Source organism: Mesorhizobium sp. WSM4844 (assembly GCF_055811775.1).
In genome coordinates, this window is sequence record NZ_JBVVQB010000036.1 from 19549 (window position 1) to 38241 (window position 18693).

The window sequence follows — 18693 nt, forward strand, 5'->3', positions numbered from 1 at the left end:
CCGTTTCGGCCCATGGCTCGGTCTGTTACGGCCGATGATTATCCAATGGTAGCCAAGAAAAATCGGAGCGGGGGAATGCGATTTGCGGCGGTGCTGAACCAGGAGGGCGGCACCCTGCGAACGGTTGATCTCTCCGCCTTCACCGACCGAATGCGCCAGACATTGGAGGCCGCAGGCCACCGCATCGATATCGAAATCGTTGCCGGCAGGGACATTGTCGCAACGCTGGACCGCATCGCTTCCAGGCATAGTGTCGACATTGTGCTGGCCGGTGGCGGCGACGGCACCATTTCGGCCGCGGCGGCTCGGGTGATGGGCAGCAAGAAAGCGCTTGCCATTTTACCGGCTGGCACGATGAACCTGTTCGCGCGCGGGCTCGGCATTCCACAAACCCTTGACGCGGCCGTGAAATCCTTTGCCGACGGTGAGGTTATTGCAGTCGATATGGCAACCGCCAACGGCAAGCCATTCGTGCATCAATTCTCGATCGGCATGCATGCCAGGATGGTCCAGCTTCGCCAAGCCATGGAGTATGGCTCGCGGTTGGGAAAGATGCGGGCCTCGGCAAAGGCTGCCTGGGCGGCGATCAACAACCCTTCGGCGATGAAGGTGACGCTGACCATCGGCGAGGCCGAGATCGTGACGCGCACCACTGGCATCGGCATCACCAACAATCTGTTCGGTGAGGGTCATCTGCCCTATGCCGACAATCCCGCCGGCGGCGTGCTCGGCATCTATGTCACGGTGGCGCGGCGGCGTGGCGAACTGGTCAGGGTCGTCTTCGACATGGCGCGCGGCAAATGGCGCGACAGCGAGCATGTGGAGATCCACCAGGCTGACCGGGCCGTTTTGAAACTCCACTCGGCTGCGAAGAAATTTCGCGCCGTCATGGATGGCGAACTGGTCAGGCTTGACCGCGAAACGACGATCGAAATTCATCCTGGTGCGCTGAACGTTCTCGTCCCGGCGCGCGCCGTCCAAGCGAGGGCAGCGTGATGCATCCCGGCACAGTCGATCGGAAGGCTTCAGCCTCTGGGAATCTCGCCCTGCTCGTTCCTGGGAAGCTCGCCCTGTTCGGTTGTCGGCGTCCGGTCTATCATGTTGCCGTAGATCTCGGCGATGCCCCAGGCGATAAACGCCAAAAGCAGCGCAGCGATCAAGATACGGAAAGTGTGCCACCCCCAGCGTCCCTGCCGGGCTTTGTCTTCAGGAACGATCTTGGGCATGATCGGCCTCCATTTCGGTTGGCGCTGGCATTTCGTTTGGCGCTGGCATGTCGGTTGGCGGCTGGCGGCGCGGCTGGCAAAATGTGGTTGGGTAACGGTTCCTCAGGGCGAAGGTTCCGGTTTCAGGGCCCGGCAACTGGGCCCAGCGCGGATGGCTGCAAGCCGATGCATCTGGGGGACTTGTGGATAGCAGGGTAGTGACAAAGCCGAATCTGCCGGTCGATGTCCTTAGCGTGGTAACGGCGCAGGATCGGCTTGCCGTGCTCCATGATCTCGATGCAATCGACACGGCGGCCGATCCTGACTTCGACACTATCAGTGGGCTCGCCGCCGCGGTGATGCAAACACCTGTCGCGCTGGTGACGGTCGTCGATGTCGAGCGGCAGTGGTTCAAGTCCTGTGTCGGCCTGGACGAGACCGAGGCCGCGACCGATACATCCTTCTGCGCCCACACCATTGCTGCCGGCGACCAGCCGATGGTGGTGACGGATGCGACCATGGATTCACGCTTCAACGCCAGCCCGCTGGTCACTGGCGAGCATCATTTCCGTTTCTATGCGGGTGCGGCGATTGTGGTGGCCGGCGCCCGGATCGGCACGCTCTGCGTGCTCGACCGGAGGCCGCGCGGGTCGCCGTCTGCCGCGCAGCTCGAACAATTGACGGCGCTCGCCAGCCTCGCTGCCAGCCTGTTCGCATTGAAGGACGCCACCCGCAACGCCGCCAGCGCCGCTGCGGCACTGGCGCGCGAGGAAAAGCGGCGCGGCATTGCGCTCGATGCCGCATCGCTCGCGAGCTGGGCATGGGATATCCATAGCGATATGATCGAATGCGATGCCCGATTGTCCGAGCTGTTCGACCTGCCGCGCTCGACCCGGCTGAGAGCACGCGATATCCTCGCCGCCATCGACCCGCGTGACGCCTACCAGACCGAGACGCGCTTTCGCGACGTGCTGAGCGGCGGCGACGATTATTTTGGCGAATACCGCGTGAAGGGCCTCAGCCCCCCGCGCTGGCTCGCTACGCGCGGCCGGGTCATCGAGCGTGACGGCGACGGCAAGCCGACGCTGATCTTCGGCGTCAACTACGACATCACCGAACGCAAGCTCGGCGATGAGCGGCAGCGGCTGTTGCTGCGCGAGCTGAACCATCGCGTCAAGAACACGCTGGCCACCGTCCAGGCGCTGGCGACGCAGACAGTTCGCCATGCCCGCCAGCCGAGGGATTTCCTCGACGCCTTCAGCGCCAGGCTTCAGGCGCTGGGCGCCGCCCACAGCCTGCTGTCCGACCGCGAGTGGCGCGGCATTGGCATCCGCGAACTCGTGCAGATCGAGGTCAAGCCGTTCGACACCGCCGATCAGCCGCGCATGACGATCTCAGGCGCCGATCTGCTGCTTTCGCCTGACCAGGCAGTCGGGCTTGGCCTGATCCTGCATGAACTGGCCAGCAACGCGCTGCAACACGGAGCGCTGTCGGCGGCCTCGGGCAAGGTCGATCTCGACTGGAAGGCACAGGTTAGGAAAGGCGCTCGGCGCCTGGTCCTGACCTGGCGCGAAAGCGGCGGGCCTGAAGTTGCCTCGCCCGAACGCCACGGCTTCGGCTCGATCCTGATCCGCCGCAGCCTGGCCAAGGTCATCTCCAGTGAAGTGACCCACGAATTCCGGCCGGAAGGCGTATTCGCCGAAATATCGATGCCGCTGGAGGATCTGCCGAAGTGACGGCTCGACCATGGATCTCGAACCAAAGGTCCATGTCAGCGAAAAGTGGAACCCGGTTTTTCGGATCATTGCCAACACGATGCCAACCCGAAGAAGAACCACTTCGAGCTATTTCGCTTCGCCGGCATCCGGATCGTCGGCATCGGGCTTTGTGTTCTCGCGGTAGATTGCGTAGGCGGCGAGTGCAATCGCCGGGGCGAGTATCGTGCCCAAGCCGCCTTTCCCCTTGAGTAGCGCCGGCAGCACGGCGAGCGCTGCCGTGATGCCGACCGCCTTCATATCGGCATTGCGCCTCCGCGCCCGGCGTCGGGCGCGCGCGCCAGCCGACAGCTGATGGATGAGCAGGAGGAGCCCTGCGATCAGCAGGAAGCCGACCCCGAAACCAAGGCAGGCTGCCATCGGCCCATAGCGACCCGCCACCCAGACATAGGCCGCTCCGACGAGGAAACCGAGGCCGCACAGTGCGGCAAGTGCTGCGAGCGCATAGACGATCGCAGCCGTGCGCGCGCGGCGCACGGCTGCAACGACTTCACCCGAGGCAAGAGCCGAGATCAACGATGCCAGCATTCCCATCTGGGCTGAGACTAGCGGCGTGCGAGAAGCGCAAACAGAAAGCCGACGCCTGCCGCAATTGCCAGCGACGTCACCGGCTTTTCGCGCACGCTCGCCACCACTTGAGCTTCGATATCCTTGGCGTTGCTGCGCATATTTTCAAAGGCTGCTTCGCCTTGGGCGCGCAATTGCTCGACCCCTTCCGCAGCAACCCGACGAGCAGCCCCGTAACCGTGTTGGCCGGTCTCGGCCAGCTGTTCGGTGAGTTTCTGAATGTCGACTTTCAGCTGCCTGATGTCTTCTTCAAGGTCCGAATTCGGCCGGCTTTCGTTCGGGGACTTTCCTGCGGCAGTCGCCATTGCTTGACTCCTTGCGTTTGCTCGGGTCGAAACGTTCGACCCACCCCAAGGTTCCGAAATCGGAACAACTGCCATGAAAGGGTTTTTGCGCAGCCGAGTCCAGCCCGGCACGTCTCCGGCAGCCGCTCAGATCAGCGGTCGGCGACCTTCGCTCAACCCTTCCCAGCGGGCGAGTTCTGGGCAGTTCTCACCCGAATACCGGCGGGCGAACAAGGAACGGCCGTTCTGGCCAGACATTTCATTCCCTCTTCGAAGCGGGCCCGCTTGCGGAAGGCGGTAGCGAACGCCCTGCAGGCGACGAGGTTCCGACATCTGCGGCGGCATGCCTTTTTTAAATGACAGGATGCGAAATAACTTTAAATGACAGGAAGCCAAATAGAGATCATGACTCCTCTATCCCTTGCGCTCCCTGTTCCCTGCGCTCCACGGAGACATTGCCACGTGCCACCCTTGCTTGACGGATTGCGGATTCTTGTTCTGGAGGATGAATTCCTGATCGCCATGGATGTCGAGCAGCTTTGCCGCGACTATGGCGCCGGCGATGTGATCGTCGCCCGCGATCTGGCTGAGATCGATCGGAAGAGCGTTGCCTCGCAATTCGACGCTGCCATCGTCGATCTCATGCTGGGCGGCGCTTCGACACTCGATTTCGCTTCGCGGCTGCGCGAATCGGGTGTGCCTTTCGTCTTCGCCTCGGGCTATTCCGACATGGACGAAATCAGGGTGTCCTTTCCGGATGTCAGATTGGTCACCAAGCCTTATTCGGGAGACGATCTCGTGCAGGCAGTGGCGGCGGCGTGTGGGCGCGGCCCTGTTGTTTGATGTCCGCAAACCGGAGCCCGATTACCGGGCCCGACATTAATTACAGGGTCCCACATTACCGGTGGTGCGTATTCAGGCGGCGTTCGACCCCGTCACCTGAGCCGAGATCGCATCCGGGCCAAACTCGTCGTCGCCGGAAATCTTCAGGATTTCCTGCAGCCGCGTGCGGGCGCGGCTGACGCGGCTCTTGATCGTTCCGACCGCACAGCCGCAAATTTCGGCGGCTTCCTCGTAGGAAAAGCCCGACGCGCCGATGAGAATGATGGCTTCGCGCTGGTCCTCTGGCAATTGCTCGAGCGCGCTCCGAAAGTCCTTGAGGTCGAGCTGGCCGTGCTGGGCCGGATGGACGGCTAGTCTGGCGGTCATGATGCCGTCGCTATCCTGCACCTCGCGGCCGCGCTTGCGCATCTGCGAATAGAATTCGTTGCGCAGGATGGTGAACAGCCATGCCTTGAGATTGGTGCCCGGCTCGAAGCTCTCATGCTTGTCCCACGCCTTCACCAGCGTCTCCTGCACCAGATCGTCGGCCTTGTCGGCGTTTTGCGTCAACGACACGGCAAAGGCCCGCAGGCTCGGAATCGAGGCGAGCAAATCCGTCTTGAAGCTCTGGGACACGGCCGCCATGCCTCAATCCTTTTTCCGTGCAGGTGCAGGTTGGGCCTGTTCCAACTGTCTGAGCAATTGTGCGAAACGATCCGGCACGCTATCGGAGACCAGCTCGTCGTAATATTGTTTGAGTTTGCGGCCGATTTCCGAGTTTGGCCCGAGCGGGTCGCCGGAAGCAGCCCGGCGCCGGTTCGTTGCAGCGCCAGCCGTGTTGTCTTTCCTCATGTCGTCATTTCGCCCTTTGTTCCCAGTACCCTGCCGCCCTTCAATACGCGACGCAAAGCAGGCGGCCCCCTCGTCTGGTTGCCCGTCCCGATCTCAAACGCCTTCGGCGTACATTAGTTCCAAGCCCTCGGAACTTTTTGGGAAAGCCGGCGTTTATGTTTTCAGGGTTTATTCTCGGGGCTTGTCATCAGCTTGGCCTGCAATCTATGCAATTACGTCAGAGGGAGACGTCCATCATGAGCCTGTCCGCAACCATCGCTCCACACCTGCCGTTCCTGCGCCGCTTTTCGCGGGCCGTCTCCGGATCGCAGGAGAGTGGCGACGCGCTGGTCGCCGCGATGCTCGAAGCCATCATCGCCGACGTCGACATCTTTCCGAACGCGTCGAATGACCGCATCGCGCTCTACAAGGTCTTCGCCAGGCTGTTCACCTCGGTCGCCATCCGCGTTCCGCAGGAACACCCGCAGTCGGCGTGGGAACAGCGCGCCGCCGCCAATCTGAACGCGATCTCACCCCGCCCCCGCCAGGCCTTCCTGCTGGTTGCCGTCGAAGGTTTCAGCGAAGACGAGGCGGCGGAGATCCTCGACGTCGACGATCAGGAGTTCTCCGAGCTTCTTGCCGAGGCCAGCAACGAGATTTCCCGCCAGGTGGCAACCGATGTCCTGATCATCGAGGACGAGCCGCTGATCGCCATGGACATCGAGCAAATGGTCGAGAGCCTGGGCCATCGCGTTGTCGGAACGGCGCGTACCCATGCCGAGGCGGTGGCGATGTTCGCCAAGACGCGGCCGAAGATGGTGCTGGCCGACATCCAGCTTGCCGACGGCAGCTCGGGCATCGAAGCGGTCAACGAGATCCTGTCGACCACCCCGGTGCCGGTGATCTTCATCACCGCTTTTCCCGAACGCCTCCTGACCGGCGAGCGGCCGGAGCCGGCCTTCCTCGTCACCAAGCCGTTCAATCCGGAGATGGTCAAGGCCCTGATCAGTCAGGCGCTCTTCTTCGACCGGCAGGCGAAAGCCGCTGCATAGGGCCGGGCAGCCCGGCCCTGAGCGGCCCTTTCCACAGTTTCACTGATCGCCCGTTTTCCACAGATGAGTGACGCTGGCCGCTTGCGGCCGGCACACGCCACTTGCAACTCACCTGCGCATGACGATCCAATTCGAGCGGGAAAGCTTTCCGGGGCTCGTCTTTTTCGGGAAATGCTGGAACAAACGGCAGCGAAAGACGTTTTTGGCATACTATTTGAAGGAGATGGACCATGCTTTACTGGGCCCTCGTATTTCTCGTCGTTGCGATCATTGCAGGCGCTCTTGGCTTCGGCGGAATCGCCGGCACCTCGGCTGGTATAGCGCAGATATTGTTTTTCATCTTTCTCGCTTTCCTCATCATTTCGCTTATTGCGGGCTTGTTCAAACGCGCGTCGTGAACTGCGATCGAACACTGGGAGCCGCACCCCTCAAGCGGTTTCCAGCTACCGCCGGGCGGTGTCCTTAGCCGGACGTCGCTCGGCGGACTTCTTTTTGGAACCCAATTTTCCGTCAGCCGTTCAGCCTGCATTGGGCGGGTGAAGTGAACGATGCAATCCAGAGCCGGAGACATGAGAGACAGCGGACGGAGCGATGAGATCATCGCTCTGCAGTCCGCTGAGAGTGGAATGCAGCTTGGCCGGGCCCTTCTCCATGCGCTGCACAATGCCGGCATTTCGGTCCTCTATCAGGATCGCGAGATGAAAACCGTCTGGGCCCGCAACATGCGCCCGCCCTGGATTTCCGACACGGAGGTTTCCGACACTGGCGACGGCAACGGCATCCTGCCGCTTGCGCAGGCGGAGCGCATCGGCGCAGCCAAACGCAAGGTCGTCGCATCCGGCAATCCGGAACATCTTGAGCTCAGCATTCCCGCCGACGATGGCGTCCGCTGGTTCCAAATATGGATAGACGCGGATCATGACGACGGCGGCGCCGTGCAGGGCGTCGTCACCACAATGGTCGAAACGACCGAGCAGAAACGTCGCGAGCAAACCCTGAAGACGCTGCTGCGCGAGGTCAGCCACCGGTCGAAGAACCTTTTGGCCATCATCCAGAGCATCGCGACCCAGACCAGCCGTTATTCGGACACGCTCAGTGATTTCCTGACGCGCTTTCGCGGCCGGCTGCAGTCGCTTGCCTCATCCCAGGACCTGGTGACCTCGTCCAACTGGCGGGGAGCGGCACTGCGCGAACTGGTGTCCGGCCAGGTCGGTCGCTATGGCGCCGACCCTGTGCGCAGCCTGCGTTTTCGCGGTGCAAACCCATACCTCAATCCCAATGCCGCCCTGCATATCGGCTTGGCCATGCACGAGCTTGCCGTCAATTCTGTCAGCTACGGCGCTCTGTCGCGAGCCGACGGCTTCGTCGAGGTGACGGCCGATCTGACGGCCGCTTCCGCTGGCGAGACCGCGCTGTCGCTGACATGGGCCGAGGCCATCGGAGCCAATGACAATCAGCCCAGCGAGAAGCGATTTGGCAGCGTCGCGCTCGAGCGCGTCGTGCCTGCGTCGTTGAACGGCACGGCGAAACTTGAAATCAGCGGGGATCGTCTCGAATACCATCTCGTCGTTCCTCGCAGCAATTTCGAGACGGATTGAACGGGCAACAGCCGAGCCCAAGAGAACTGGCCGAGGGGTTGGGGTCAACAGGGGTGGGATTGATACCGGCCGCGCCGGCTTTAACCATCTGTTCACCATAAGGTTCGATGCTGTTTTTCTCAGGCACCACTCCGCATGACGTTTTCGATCGCAGTTTGCTGCGCAGTACGGGAGAAATGGCTTTGACGGTTGCCGACATCAACAGGCTGGAACAGGCCGCACGCGTTTCGATGAGCGGGTTTCAGGATCCCGAAGCATCTGCAATGCGGTCGCCCCGTGCTTCCCTGCCGATCCCCGGCCTCGCCGCAATCGGGCTGGCTGCAGTGGCCGTCCTGGCCGCCGCGTTCCAGTTGGTCTGATGCATGCCGCATGCCCGCGGGCTTGAACCAGGGCAATCGCATTTGGATTCTTGCGAAGATGGACCCACCGGATTCTTGCGAAGAGGACCCCCACCCTAACCCTCCCCACAAGGGGGAGGGAACGCCGCCGCGCCTTCCCCTTGGCACTGAGAGGCAGCCAATTTTGCCGAGGTCAGCGCCAACGGAAGTCTCCCTCCCCCTTGTGGGGAGGGGTTAGGGGTGGGGGTCCATCGTAGAGCGAAAGCCTTGGCTTTCCACCTGCGATAGCCCTCTTGCCTGTCGTCGGCCTGTCCTCCAAGGTCGCGCCAGCCCGCATCACCGGAACTTTGGCGGATGTGGCCCGTTCTATGGCGGGAGGACCGTCGCCATGGAACATATCGCTGCCGTGCTGCTGGTCATCGGCTGTTCGAACACGATGACCGAGTGCCGCGAATTGCCCGTATCGGTGAGCGTTTTCGAAACCGCTCAGGAGTGTACAGCCGCGCGTCCGTTTGCCATGGGCGATGTGCAGGGTCAGGCTCCGCGCATCATTGCCAAATGCCTTTCCGTCGATCCGGCACTTGAGGATGATTACGACCAGATCGTCTGGAACGTGCGCGCAGACGGCACGCTCGACGCTTCCGTGGAAATTTCCGACCTCGAGCTTGCCTCGAGCGGCGCGCGCCCCGAAAAAGATTCTCTTAGCCAACAATGAAATCGAGCAGGGCAAAACGCTTTTTCGCGTGATAAATGACGGGCGGAGCCACAAGTGAGGACAAAGGCGAGGAGTGACCCTATGCGGAAGATGATTATTGCCATGGTTGCCGCGATCGCGGTCAGCGGTTGCAGCACCACCGAGCAGGACGTCGGCGTCGGCGCCGGTGTCGGCGCTCTGGCCGGCGGCCTGATTGACGGCGGCAAGGGTGCGCTGGTGGGCGCAGCCATCGGTGCCGGTACCGGCCTGCTGGTGCGCAACCTGCGCAATGGCTATTGCCAGTACCGCGACAACCGTGGCCGTCTGTTTACGGCTCGCTGCTGATCCGTTTCAAACGCAAGAGGCATTGGAAGCGGAGAACGGATGAGCCTGTCTCTGTTTACATGTGCTTCATTTGGGGCGCTTTATTTGGGCGCTTTCGAAAACGGCCGGTTTGCGGCAGCGTTTCAGTCCGACAGCGGGATCCGGATTTCCACGCTCAACCCGCTGTCGTGAAAATCGCGATTGATCGTACCGCGCAATTCGCGCGTCACGTTCAAATCGATCAGCTTGGTGCCAAAACCGGTTTTGACAGGTGCTTCGAGTTTCTTCTGGCCGGCTTCGCGCCAGTTGAGAACCAGCGTCCGGCCGCTCCTGTGGCCTTCGACCGCCCAGTCTACCTTGAGCGACCAGTCGCCATTCCTGGTATTGGCCGAATTGCCGGTTTCGCCATATTTCAGCGCGTTCGTCGCCAATTCGTGAAAGGTCAGGCCGAGCGCTTGCGTCGTCGTCTCGTCGAGCAACACCTCTGGCCCCGACAATATCCCGTCGGGAAGCTCCTTGCCGAACACCTGGCCAAGCTCGATGCGCAAGAGATCGCCAAGATCGGCCTTCTGCCAGCGCGAGCGCGTCAGCATGTCCTGGGATGCCGCCATCGCTTGCAGCCGGGCCGAAAAGGAGGACGAGAACTCGTTGACGTCGGTGGCGTGCGACGCCGTCTGGCGCGCGATCGCCAGCACCCGCGTGATTGAGTTCTTGATGCGGTGCTTCATCTCCTGCAGCATCAGGTCTTTTTCGAGCAGGCTTTTTTCCGTCGTCTCATGAAGCAGCGAGACCGCGTCATAGGCCCGCTCCTGATATCGGGCCACCAGCGCGATCGTTCCGGCGAGCAGCAGTCCGAACAGGCCGAGCATCACCGGAATGGCGCGCGAGGAAGGTTGCGAGAAGGCGCTTGTCGGCCTGAACAGGACCGTCCATGGACGTCCGGCGATGGTGAGTTCGCGAGTAACCAGCAACCTGTCGCCGAAGCTCGACGCCGGCGGCGTTTCCGACTGGAACAAAAGATGGTCGGCATCCACCTTGCCGTCATAGATTTCGATGTTGACCGGCAGCAGCGGCGTCCGGCTGAGCGCGGTCTGGAACAGGTCGCGGGCGCGGAACGCCGCATAGAGAAAGCCTGTTGTCGACGATCTCGACGCATCGATGCCGTCCGCCGCGGTTTCGATGTTGAGCCGCACGAAAACCAGGAAGCCGGTGAAGGTCTGCGCAGCACCTGTTTCCTGGCCTAGCTGCACGCGCCCGCTTGCGTGCTGCTGATTGTCGGCCATCGCCCTTTCGATCGCCTCGCGCCGCACCGGTTCGGTGAACATGTCGTAGCCGATGCCGGATTGATTGGAAGGATCCAGTGGCTCGAACAGCGTGATGGGCGCACGCCATGGCAGCGTTGTCGTGGCCGGATAGATCGCATCGCTGACGCCATAGTCGTGCTGGATGGCACGCTCGACCGCTGCCTCGTCGCCGGCTCTCACCAGCCGGAGAAAGCCGATGCCGCGCAGGCCGGCGAAATTGTCGTTGATACCCAGCGCATCGAAGAACGCCTTGAACTCGCTCCGCGAAATGTCACCATTGCGAGCCTCGAACAGTGCATGTGTCGATCGCAGCATCGACAGATGCAGGTCGATGCGGCTATCGATCCGGTTGAGGGCGTCGTCCGCCGTCGCCTCGAATTTGATGCGCGCCGCTTCCTGCGTGGCGAAATAGGCGAATCCCGCCATTGTCAGGCTGATCAGCGCGACGGCGATGAAAGCGACGATCGGGAAGAACTTCTTCAAGCTGCGGCTGCGACCCATGGTTCCCCATCTTATGGGCAAGTCCCCGTGGCAACACAATGGCGCGGCCAAACCATCATGGCGGCTGGCATATCACATGACAGGTAGTTGGCGCTTCAGGCGGCGATCTTCAGCGCGCCTGGTCCCGGAATGGCGCCGGGCGGGCACTTGCCCAGAATGATCATGCCGAGCACCTCGTCCTGGGTCACGTCGCCGGTGCGCGCCGTTCCAACGACCCGGCCATTCTTCATGACGCAGACGCGGTCGGCAAGCTCGAACACATCGTGGATGTCATGGCTGATCAGGAAGATGCCGATGCCGTCGGCCTTGAGCTGCATGACCAGTTCGCCGACCTGCGCCGTTTCCTGCGGCCCCAGTGCCGCCGTCGGCTCATCCATGATCAGGATGCGGGCGTTGAACAGGATGGCGCGCGCGATCGCCACCGACTGCCGCTGGCCGCCAGAAAGCTTGACCACCGGGTCCTTGAAGCGCTGGAAGCGGGGATTGAGCCTGCCCATCACCTTGCGCGCCTCGGCCTCCATGGCGCCGTCGTCGAGCGTGCCCCAGCCGGTCATCAGCTCGCGGCCGAGGAACAGGTTGGCGGCGGCGTCGACATTGTCGGCGAGCGCCAGCGTCTGGTAGATCGTCTCGATGCCGTATTTCTTGGCGTCGCGCGGATTGGCGATCGAAGCCTCCTCGCCATTGACGAAGATCTGGCCCGAATCGCGCTTGTAGGCACCGGACAGGATCTTGATCAGCGTCGACTTTCCCGCACCGTTGTGGCCGAGCAGCGCCACGACCTCGCCCGGGAAAAGGTCGATCGACGTCGACGGCGCGAATGCCGCCGAAGGCAATCGAGATGTTGCGCATATCGATCAGTGGCGTGGGAGCAGTCGTGTCAGCCATGATCGTTCCTTTCCATGGTTTTGCCGAGCATGATGCTGGACCGAAACGGATGTCCACTTTTCGCTGACGCGGACCTTCGGCTCGGGATCATGCTCAGACCCGCTTGCGGTAGACTGTGTCGAGCCAGACGGCGACGACCAGCACGGCGCCGACGACGACGCTCTGAAGCGGCGAACGATGCCGAGCAACACCATGCCGGACTGCAGCGACTGCATCAGAAGCGCGCCCAGCATGGCGCCGAGCACCGTGCCGGAGCCGCCGGCCAGCGACGTGCCGTCGATGACGGCTGCTGCGATGACCAAGAGTTCGTCCAGCGTGCCCAGCGCATTGGTCGCCGCATTGAGGCGGGCCGAAGCAATTGCCGCGCTGATCGCGGCCAGAACGCCCATGATCATGAACACTTTCATGGTCACCCAGCGCGTGTTGATGCCGGCGAGTTCCGCCGCTTCCGGGTTGCCGCCGATGGCAAAGACGTAGCGGCCGAAACGGGTGCGCCGGGTGATGAAGGTCATGACGATGCCGACTGCGACCGCGATCAGCACCGGTATGGCGATGCCATGGGCGATGAACAGCCCGCCTTCGGGGATGGTGATGCCGTTCCGCTGGGCGTATTGGCGCACGATGCCGATCGGCCAGGGATAGGAATTGGCGATCCAGGCGGCGCCGAGGATGGCGGCGCAGGCGACAACACCAAGCAGGCTCTCCGCCCAGACCGGGCGCAACGGAAACTTGAAGCGCTTGCGCTGCGACCGGCCGTTGAGCAGCATCAAGGCGACGGCCACACAGGCGAGAATGCCGACGATCCAGCTCGCGGTCGCCCCGATCGAGCCACGCGGCCCGCCACCCATCAGCTGGAACGTGGCATCGAGCGGCGCGACGGTGCGCCCGCTCGTCATCAGCCACGCCATGCCGCGCCAGATCAGCAGGCCGCCCAGCGTCACGATGAAGGCCGGAACCTCGAGATAGGCGATGATGAAGCCCTGAAGCGCGCCGATCATGAGGCCGAGCGCCACGCCGGCGGCCAATGCGATGACCCATATCCAGGGATTTCCAAGCTGGAATCCCATGACGCGGATGAGGAATTCTGCCTGCGCAACGCCCATCACCATGCCGATCACGCCTTCGACGGAGCCGACCGAAAGATCGATGTTGCGCATCACGATGACCAGCACCATGCCGGTCGCCATGATCGCGACCGAGGAAGTTTGCACCGACAGGTTCCAGAGATTGCGCGGCGTGAGGAAAAGCCCACCCGACAGGATGTGGATTCCAACCCAGATGATCAGCAGCGCGCCGACCATGCCGAGCATGCGTATGTCGAGCTCGGTTGCCTTGAGGAAGCGGCCGAAGGGGCTGAGCTCGGATTCACGCGCCCGATCGGCAACCGGCGTGTTGGAAGTCGTGTCGGTCATGATGTCCTCCCACCGTTGCCGTCTGCCGCGGATGCCGGAAGCAGCCTAGAAATTACCCGCGAGACGCGGAAAAACAACTCTTTTGAAAAAAACGCCGCGGCGTGAAGCCGCGGCGTTTCAGGTTTTTTGGCGAAGGCGGATCAGTTGCAGACCGGGACGGTGCCCGCCGCTACGCCGGCGCAGACCTCTTCCTGCTTGATCCAGCCGGCGTCGATGACGACGTTGAGATTGTCCCTGGTGATGGCAATCGGCGTCAGGAACAGCGACTTGACGACATTGCCGCCCGGCGTGGTGAAATCCTTGACGCCGGCAATGTCTGTCATCGGCTTGCCGTCGGCCAGCTGCGAGGCGATCTCGGCGGCGTTCTTGCCGAGCTCGCGCGCGTCTTTCCACACCGATACGGTCTGTGTGCCGAGCGCGATGCGGTTCAGCGCGGCATGGTCGCCGTCCTGGCCCGAAACCGGGACGGATCCGGCCAGGCCTTGCGCCGTCAGCGCCGCGACGACGCCACCGGCGGTGCCGTCATTGGCGGCAACCACCGCATCGACCTTGTTGTCGTTGGCGGTCAGGAACTGTTCCATGTTCTTCTGGGCGTTGGCGGGAAGCCAGCCGTCCGTATAAGCCTCGCCGACATTCTTGATCTTGCCGCTGTCGATGGCATCCTTGAGCACTTCCATGGAGCCGGCGAACAGAAAATCGGCATTCGGGTCGGCGCCGGAGCCCTTGATGAAGACGTAATTGCCTTCCGGCGCCACCTTGAACACTTCGCGGGCCTGCATGCGGCCGACTTCCTGGTTGTCGAAGGTCAGATAGAACACGTCCTTGTTCTCGATCAGCCGGTCATAGCCGACGACCGGAATGCCTTCGTCCAGCGCCTTCTGCACCGCCGGACCGATGGCCGAGGCATCCTGCGCAAGGATGATCAGCGCGTTGGCGCCCTGCGAGATCAGGCTTTCGACGTCGGTCAGCTGCTTGCCGGGATTGGACTGTGCGTCAGCGGAGATATATTTGTCGCCGGCGGCCTCGATCGCCGCCTTCATGGCCGCTTCGTCGGTCTTCCAACGCTCTTCCTGGAAGTTCGACCACGAAACGCCAATGACCTTGTCCTTGGCCTGCGCGGCCGACGCGAGCGTCAGCGACATGGCGACCCCCGCCAGAATGGCGGCTGCGAATCTCTTCATGATATTCCTCCCTGCGCCGCGTAGGGCGCGACCAACTGGCCCGAAGGCCGGCACAAAGGCTCTATTTTTTCGAGCCTCGAAAAAATACTGGTCCAACGCCGAAGCACTGTCAACACCAATTCTGATGGATTTTGACGTCCTGTCGGGCTTTTTTTCGAGGCTCGGAATAAATAATGACAGCCCCCTCCGCTTCTGCCAGTATTTGTCGGACATTACCGACGGCTTCCGATTCATGAGCGGCCGCGGCATTAGGGAGGACGTAAAAAATGTCGGTGGGAATCCGTCATGACGATCTGCGCCGGCGCAACCGGGCGATGGTGATTTCGGCCGTGCGCCGGGCAGGCCAGCCGTCGCGGACCGAGATCGCCGCGACCACCGGCCTCAGCCATTCGACCATATCGGCGATCTCTGCCGACCTGATCCAGGAAGGCATCCTGGCCGAGAGCAAGGCGAGCGAGACGGTTTCGCTGAAACGCGGCCGGCCGCAGGTCGGCCTCAGCCTCAATCCGCAAGCCGCTGCGGTGTTGGCCGTCGTGTTGTCGCTGAATTTCCTGTCGGTCGCCGTCATCGATTATGCCGGACAAGTGGTCGCCGAGGAACAGCGCCGGCTGGACACGCTGACCATGTCGCGCGACGCGCTGATCGGCGAATGTGTCGCCATCGTCCGGCGCCGGCTCGAAGATCCCGACCTCGATGTCCAAAGCGTCGCCCGCATCGCGCTGGCGATCCAGGGCATCACCGATTCCCACGCGCGCGCCATGTTGTGGTCGCCGATCACGCCGCAGACGAACATCGCCTTCGCCGACATTCTGGAACGGGAGTTCGGCATCCCGGCGATCATGGAGAACGACTGCAACATGATGGCCGTGGCGCTACGCTGGCGCCACCCGGATCGCTACCGCGACGATTTCATCGCCATCCTGCTCTCGCACGGCATCGGTATGGGGCTGGTGCTGAAGGGCGAGTTGTTCACCGGCACCCACTCCTCGGGCGGCGAATTCGGCCACATGATCCATCGGCCGGGCGGCGCGCTTTGCCGCTGCGGGCGGCGCGGCTGCGTCGAGGCTTATGCCGGCAACTACGCCATCTGGCGCAACGCAAGGCTGTTGAGCGAGAACGCCGAGCCAGTCGCCGATGTCAGCGACGCCGAGATGCGGGCACTGGCGGCCCGGGCGCGCGAGACGGACGGACCGGAGCGCGAAGCCTACCGCAAGGCCGGCGAGGCGCTCGGCTTCGGGCTCGGCAGCCTGTTTGCGCTGATCGATCCGGCGCCGGTGGCCATGGTCGGCGCCAGCGCTGCCGCCTTCGACCTGATCGAGCCGGCGCTGCGCGAGGCTATCGCCCAGACCGCCGGCGGCCAGCATTCGGGTTCGATTTCCTTCGACACCGAGCCGAACGAGTTGCCGCTGATCCGCGAAGGCTGCGCCATGCGGGCGCTGAGCTTCGTCGATCAGGAGATTTTCGCGCCGAGCATCCAGGCACGAGCCGGCTCGGTCGGAAAGAACGTGGCTTGAATCCGAAGGCAGGGACTCCCGGGTCGCGACTTGGGGTGTGTTGAGATACAGGTCAGGCCGAGTCGAGAATGGTGGGTTCCGAGAACCGGAGCGGAGCGTACTTTTGGGTACGCCGGAAGCGCAGGTATCAGCTAGTCTTCCCTGATCGCATAGCCGGCGCCGCGGATGGTGCGGATGACATCGGGCATGCGACCATTGTTGACCGCCTTGCGCAACCGGCCGACATGGACGTCCACAGTGCGTTCGTCGATGTAGATCGTCTCGCCCCAGACATTGTCGAGCAACTGGCTGCGCGAGAAGACCCGACCCGGGTGCCGCATCATGAATTCGAGCAGCCGGAATTCGGTCGGCCCGAGCCGGATCTCGCTCTTCTTGCGATAGACCCGGTGCGATTCACGATCGAGCATGATGTCGCCGACCTTGAGCACGCTGGACAGCACTTCCGGCTTGGCGCGGCGCAGCAGCGCCTTGACCCTGGCCATGAATTCCGGTGTCGAGAACGGCTTGACCAGATAGTCGTCGGCTCCGGTCGAAAGGCCGCGCACCCGGTCGCTCTCCTCGCCGCGCGCGGTCAGCATGATGATCGGCAGCCGCTCGGTTTCGGGGCGCACCCGAAGCCGCCGGCAAAGCTCGATGCCGGAAACCGCCGGCACCATCCAGTCGAGCACCAAAAGATCGGGCACGTTTTCCTGCAGCCGGATTTCGGCCTCGTCGCCGCGCGTCACCACCTCGACCTGATAGCCTTCGGATTCAAGATTGTAACGGAGGAGGACGCCCAGCGGCTCTTCATCCTCCACCACCATGATGCGCGGCGCGATCATCGGCCGGTCACTCCTGTCATGTCGCCGGCGCCGACATCGTCGTTTCGTCGAGCTTCGGGCGATCCGCCGGCAATTGCTGCCCGGTCACGACAAAGTAGGCGTTTTCGGCGATGTTGGTGACGTGATCGCCGATACGCTCGAGATTCTTGGCGCAGAACAGAAGGTGCGTGCAGGCGGTGATGTTGCGCGGATCCTCCATCATGTAGGTCAGGAGCTCGCGAAAAACCGCCGTGTATTTCACGTCGATCTTCTGGTCGTCGGCGCGCAGTTCCTTCAACGCGCCGGCATCGCGCGACACATAGTGCTCGACCACGCCGCGGAGCTGCACAAGAACGAGATCCGCCATCGCATCGATACCGTGCGACAGATTCCGCGGCGTCGCGCTCTGCCCGACTGCGCTGACCCGCTTGGCTATGTTCTTGGCCAGGTCGCCGATGCGCTCGAGATCGCCCGCCATGCGGATTGCGCCAACCACGGCGCGCAGATCCTGCGCCATCGGCTGCCGCTTGGCGATCAGCGTGATGGCGCTGTCGTCGAGTTCGCGCTGCCGCGCATCCATGATGGCGTCGTCCGAGACGACGCGCTGCGCCATCGCATTGTCCGACGCAAGCAACGCGCGGATCGAGGCTGCGACCATTGCGGCGGCGAGCTCGTCCATGTCGCGGATCAGCCGGTCGATGTGCTCCAGTTCCTCGTCGAAAGATGCGACGGTGTGTTCACCCATGGTGCTGTCCTCGTGTTCGAAATTCGCCGGACCGCTCAGCCGAACCGGCCGGTGATGTAGTCCTGGGTGCGCTTGTCGTCGGGGTTGGTGAACATCTTGTCGGTCGCGCCCTCCTCGACTAGGTAGCCGAGATGGAACATCGCCGTGCGTTGCGACACGCGCGCCGCCTGCTGCATCGAATGGGTAACGATGACGATCGTATAGTTCTGGCGCAGTTCGTCGATCAGTTCCTCGACGCGGGCGGTGGCGATTGGATCGAGCGCCGAACAGGGCTCGTCCATCAGGATCACTTCCGGCGACACGGCGATGGCGCGCGCAATGCACAGACGCTGCTGCTGTCCGCCGGACAGACCGGTTCCCGACTCGAGTAGGCGATCCTTGACCTCGTTGAACAGGCCGGCCTTCTTCAGGCTCGATTCGACGATGCCGTCCAACTCGGCCTTGGTCCTGGCCAGGCCGTGAATGCGCGGACCGTAGGCGACGTTTTCGTAGATCGACTTCGGAAACGGGTTCGGCTTCTGGAACACCATGCCGACGCGAGCTCGCAGCTCGACGACATCGATTTTCGGGTCGTAGACATCCTCGCCGTCGAGCGTGATCTTGCCGCTCACCCGCGCGATATCGATGGTGTCGTTCATTCGGTTCAGGCAACGCAGGAACGTCGACTTGCCGCAGCCCGATGGGCCGATCAACGCCGTCACCTGATGCTCGCGGACATCGAGATCGACGTCGAACAGTGCTCGCTTCTCGCCGTAGTGAACGGAGACCTTTTCGCCCTTCATCTTGATCGAAGGGGCGTTGGTTGCGCTGCTCAGTTTCTGCTCGACGCCGGCTTCCGTCATGATGTTCATATCCTCTACT

The 18693-nt window shown here is 62.6% G+C and carries 20 protein-coding genes and 2 pseudogenes; 10 read left to right on the plus strand and 12 right to left on the minus strand.

Going from position 1 to position 18693, the window contains the following annotated elements; translation table 11 throughout:
- Positions 1-75 precede the first annotated feature (75 nt).
- Positions 76-996, plus strand: a complete 921-nt coding sequence (locus AC0L2A_RS24160; protein ID WP_473610977.1) for a diacylglycerol/lipid kinase family protein — start codon at positions 76-78, stop codon at positions 994-996.
- Between the two features lie 29 nt (positions 997-1025).
- Here the strand turns inward: AC0L2A_RS24160 and AC0L2A_RS24165 are convergent, their stop codons facing one another.
- Entirely contained in the window at positions 1026-1226 is a 201-nt protein-coding gene (locus tag AC0L2A_RS24165; protein ID WP_023797117.1) for a hypothetical protein, read from the minus strand.
- 182 nt (positions 1227-1408) lie between these two features.
- Here AC0L2A_RS24165 and AC0L2A_RS24170 point away from each other — a divergent pair, with 182 nt between their 5' ends.
- On the plus strand, positions 1409-2941 hold the full coding sequence (locus tag AC0L2A_RS24170) for a sensor histidine kinase (protein WP_091593222.1): 1533 nt from the start codon (positions 1409-1411) through the stop codon (positions 2939-2941).
- A 108-nt stretch (positions 2942-3049) separates the two neighbouring features.
- Here AC0L2A_RS24170 and AC0L2A_RS24175 read toward each other — a convergent pair whose 3' ends face one another.
- Both AC0L2A_RS24175 and AC0L2A_RS24180 read right to left on the minus strand, forming a co-directional pair.
- Entirely contained in the window at positions 3050-3514 is a 465-nt protein-coding gene (locus AC0L2A_RS24175) for a hypothetical protein (protein ID WP_091593224.1), read from the minus strand.
- Between the two features lie 11 nt (positions 3515-3525).
- Positions 3526-3852: an ElaB/YgaM/YqjD family protein gene (locus tag AC0L2A_RS24180; RefSeq protein WP_091593226.1), complete on the minus strand. Its 327-nt coding sequence runs from the start codon at positions 3850-3852 to the stop codon at positions 3526-3528.
- A gap of 501 nt (positions 3853-4353) precedes the next feature.
- On the opposite strand from AC0L2A_RS24180, the gene AC0L2A_RS24185 reads away from it, so the two are divergent.
- Complete coding sequence (locus tag AC0L2A_RS24185) at positions 4354-4674, plus strand: response regulator (RefSeq protein ID WP_473611003.1); 321 nt, start codon at positions 4354-4356, stop codon at positions 4672-4674.
- Between the two features lie 72 nt (positions 4675-4746).
- On the opposite strand, the gene AC0L2A_RS24190 is transcribed toward AC0L2A_RS24185, so the two are convergent.
- Both AC0L2A_RS24190 and AC0L2A_RS24195 read right to left on the minus strand, forming a co-directional pair.
- Complete coding sequence (locus AC0L2A_RS24190; RefSeq protein ID WP_023797110.1) at positions 4747-5298, minus strand: RNA polymerase sigma factor; 552 nt, start codon at positions 5296-5298, stop codon at positions 4747-4749.
- A 3-nt stretch (positions 5299-5301) separates the two neighbouring features.
- Positions 5302-5505 carry a NepR family anti-sigma factor gene (locus tag AC0L2A_RS24195; protein ID WP_473610978.1) on the minus strand — a complete coding sequence of 68 codons (204 nt, stop codon included), beginning with the start codon at positions 5503-5505 and terminating at the stop codon, positions 5302-5304.
- A 236-nt stretch (positions 5506-5741) separates the two neighbouring features.
- Here AC0L2A_RS24195 and AC0L2A_RS24200 point away from each other — a divergent pair, with 236 nt between their 5' ends.
- The 6 genes from AC0L2A_RS24200 to AC0L2A_RS24225 all read left to right on the plus strand — a co-directional run bounded on the left by AC0L2A_RS24200 (position 5742) and on the right by AC0L2A_RS24225 (position 9511).
- Positions 5742-6536: a response regulator gene (locus AC0L2A_RS24200; protein WP_287290208.1), complete on the plus strand. Its 795-nt coding sequence runs from the start codon at positions 5742-5744 to the stop codon at positions 6534-6536.
- 230 nt (positions 6537-6766) lie between these two features.
- Positions 6767-6934 carry a DUF1328 domain-containing protein gene (locus AC0L2A_RS24205; protein ID WP_023797107.1) on the plus strand — a complete coding sequence of 56 codons (168 nt, stop codon included), beginning with the start codon at positions 6767-6769 and terminating at the stop codon, positions 6932-6934.
- A gap of 150 nt (positions 6935-7084) precedes the next feature.
- Positions 7085-8134, plus strand: coding sequence for a sensor histidine kinase (locus tag AC0L2A_RS24210; protein WP_473610979.1), 1050 nt, complete (start codon positions 7085-7087; stop codon positions 8132-8134).
- A 176-nt stretch (positions 8135-8310) separates the two neighbouring features.
- Complete coding sequence (locus tag AC0L2A_RS24215) at positions 8311-8493, plus strand: hypothetical protein (protein ID WP_473512184.1); 183 nt, start codon at positions 8311-8313, stop codon at positions 8491-8493.
- Between the two features lie 367 nt (positions 8494-8860).
- Positions 8861-9187, plus strand: coding sequence for a hypothetical protein (locus AC0L2A_RS24220; protein ID WP_473610980.1), 327 nt, complete (start codon positions 8861-8863; stop codon positions 9185-9187).
- A gap of 81 nt (positions 9188-9268) precedes the next feature.
- A complete protein-coding gene (locus AC0L2A_RS24225) occupies positions 9269-9511 on the plus strand; it encodes a YMGG-like glycine zipper-containing protein (protein WP_027153471.1) in 243 nt (80 codons plus the stop codon).
- Positions 9512-9633: 122 nt separating this feature from the next.
- Here the strand turns inward: AC0L2A_RS24225 and AC0L2A_RS24230 are convergent, their stop codons facing one another.
- The 4 genes and pseudogenes from AC0L2A_RS24230 to xylF all read right to left on the minus strand — a co-directional run bounded on the left by AC0L2A_RS24230 (position 9634) and on the right by xylF (position 14773).
- The gene (locus AC0L2A_RS24230) at positions 9634-11277 is read right to left on the minus strand and encodes a CHASE domain-containing protein (protein WP_473610982.1); all 1644 of its coding nucleotides are present in this window, start codon (positions 11275-11277) and stop codon (positions 9634-9636) included.
- A gap of 113 nt (positions 11278-11390) precedes the next feature.
- Positions 11391-12180, minus strand: a pseudogene (locus tag AC0L2A_RS24235) (ATP-binding cassette domain-containing protein).
- A 93-nt stretch (positions 12181-12273) separates the two neighbouring features.
- Positions 12274-13592 (minus strand): annotated as a pseudogene (locus AC0L2A_RS24240) (sugar ABC transporter permease).
- A 140-nt stretch (positions 13593-13732) separates the two neighbouring features.
- Positions 13733-14773, minus strand: a complete 1041-nt coding sequence (gene xylF, locus AC0L2A_RS24245) for a D-xylose ABC transporter substrate-binding protein (protein ID WP_091593248.1) — start codon at positions 14771-14773, stop codon at positions 13733-13735.
- Positions 14774-15039: 266 nt separating this feature from the next.
- On the opposite strand from xylF, the gene AC0L2A_RS24250 reads away from it, so the two are divergent.
- On the plus strand, positions 15040-16287 hold the full coding sequence (locus AC0L2A_RS24250; protein WP_091593251.1) for an ROK family protein: 1248 nt from the start codon (positions 15040-15042) through the stop codon (positions 16285-16287).
- A gap of 131 nt (positions 16288-16418) precedes the next feature.
- Here the strand turns inward: AC0L2A_RS24250 and phoB are convergent, their stop codons facing one another.
- The 3 genes from phoB to pstB are packed head-to-tail and all read right to left on the minus strand — an operon-like array spanning position 16419 to position 18683.
- Positions 16419-17108, minus strand: coding sequence for a phosphate regulon transcriptional regulator PhoB (phoB, locus tag AC0L2A_RS24255; RefSeq protein WP_031254097.1), 690 nt, complete (start codon positions 17106-17108; stop codon positions 16419-16421).
- A gap of 16 nt (positions 17109-17124) precedes the next feature.
- On the minus strand, positions 17125-17832 hold the full coding sequence (gene phoU, locus AC0L2A_RS24260; RefSeq protein WP_023797095.1) for a phosphate signaling complex protein PhoU: 708 nt from the start codon (positions 17830-17832) through the stop codon (positions 17125-17127).
- Positions 17833-17867: 35 nt separating this feature from the next.
- On the minus strand, positions 17868-18683 hold the full coding sequence (pstB, locus tag AC0L2A_RS24265) for a phosphate ABC transporter ATP-binding protein PstB (RefSeq protein WP_091593253.1): 816 nt from the start codon (positions 18681-18683) through the stop codon (positions 17868-17870).
- Positions 18684-18693 lie beyond the last annotated feature (10 nt).

Bases quoted from the DNA above. Each gene is read 5' to 3' on its own strand.
- AC0L2A_RS24225 (WP_027153471.1), top strand. From the start codon at position 9,269: ATGCGGAAGATGATTATTGCCATGGTTGCCGCGATCGCGGTCAGCGGT.
- AC0L2A_RS24195 (WP_473610978.1), bottom strand. From the start codon at position 5,505: ATGAGGAAAGACAACACGGCTGGCGCTGCAACGAACCGGCGCCGGGCT.
- AC0L2A_RS24185 (WP_473611003.1), top strand. From the start codon at position 4,354: ATGGATGTCGAGCAGCTTTGCCGCGACTATGGCGCCGGCGATGTGATC.
- AC0L2A_RS24165 (WP_023797117.1), bottom strand. From the start codon at position 1,226: ATGCCCAAGATCGTTCCTGAAGACAAAGCCCGGCAGGGACGCTGGGGG.
- AC0L2A_RS24190 (WP_023797110.1), bottom strand. From the start codon at position 5,298: ATGGCGGCCGTGTCCCAGAGCTTCAAGACGGATTTGCTCGCCTCGATT.
- AC0L2A_RS24210 (WP_473610979.1), top strand. From the start codon at position 7,085: ATGCAATCCAGAGCCGGAGACATGAGAGACAGCGGACGGAGCGATGAG.
- AC0L2A_RS24200 (WP_287290208.1), top strand. From the start codon at position 5,742: ATGAGCCTGTCCGCAACCATCGCTCCACACCTGCCGTTCCTGCGCCGC.
- AC0L2A_RS24160 (WP_473610977.1), top strand. From the start codon at position 76: ATGCGATTTGCGGCGGTGCTGAACCAGGAGGGCGGCACCCTGCGAACG.
- AC0L2A_RS24205 (WP_023797107.1), top strand. From the start codon at position 6,767: ATGCTTTACTGGGCCCTCGTATTTCTCGTCGTTGCGATCATTGCAGGC.
- AC0L2A_RS24215 (WP_473512184.1), top strand. From the start codon at position 8,311: ATGGCTTTGACGGTTGCCGACATCAACAGGCTGGAACAGGCCGCACGC.
- AC0L2A_RS24175 (WP_091593224.1), bottom strand. From the start codon at position 3,514: ATGGGAATGCTGGCATCGTTGATCTCGGCTCTTGCCTCGGGTGAAGTC.
- phoU (WP_023797095.1), bottom strand. From the start codon at position 17,832: ATGGGTGAACACACCGTCGCATCTTTCGACGAGGAACTGGAGCACATC.
- AC0L2A_RS24250 (WP_091593251.1), top strand. From the start codon at position 15,040: ATGTCGGTGGGAATCCGTCATGACGATCTGCGCCGGCGCAACCGGGCG.
- phoB (WP_031254097.1), bottom strand. From the start codon at position 17,108: ATGATCGCGCCGCGCATCATGGTGGTGGAGGATGAAGAGCCGCTGGGC.
- pstB (WP_091593253.1), bottom strand. From the start codon at position 18,683: ATGAACATCATGACGGAAGCCGGCGTCGAGCAGAAACTGAGCAGCGCA.
- AC0L2A_RS24180 (WP_091593226.1), bottom strand. From the start codon at position 3,852: ATGGCGACTGCCGCAGGAAAGTCCCCGAACGAAAGCCGGCCGAATTCG.
- AC0L2A_RS24220 (WP_473610980.1), top strand. From the start codon at position 8,861: ATGGAACATATCGCTGCCGTGCTGCTGGTCATCGGCTGTTCGAACACG.
- xylF (WP_091593248.1), bottom strand. From the start codon at position 14,773: ATGAAGAGATTCGCAGCCGCCATTCTGGCGGGGGTCGCCATGTCGCTG.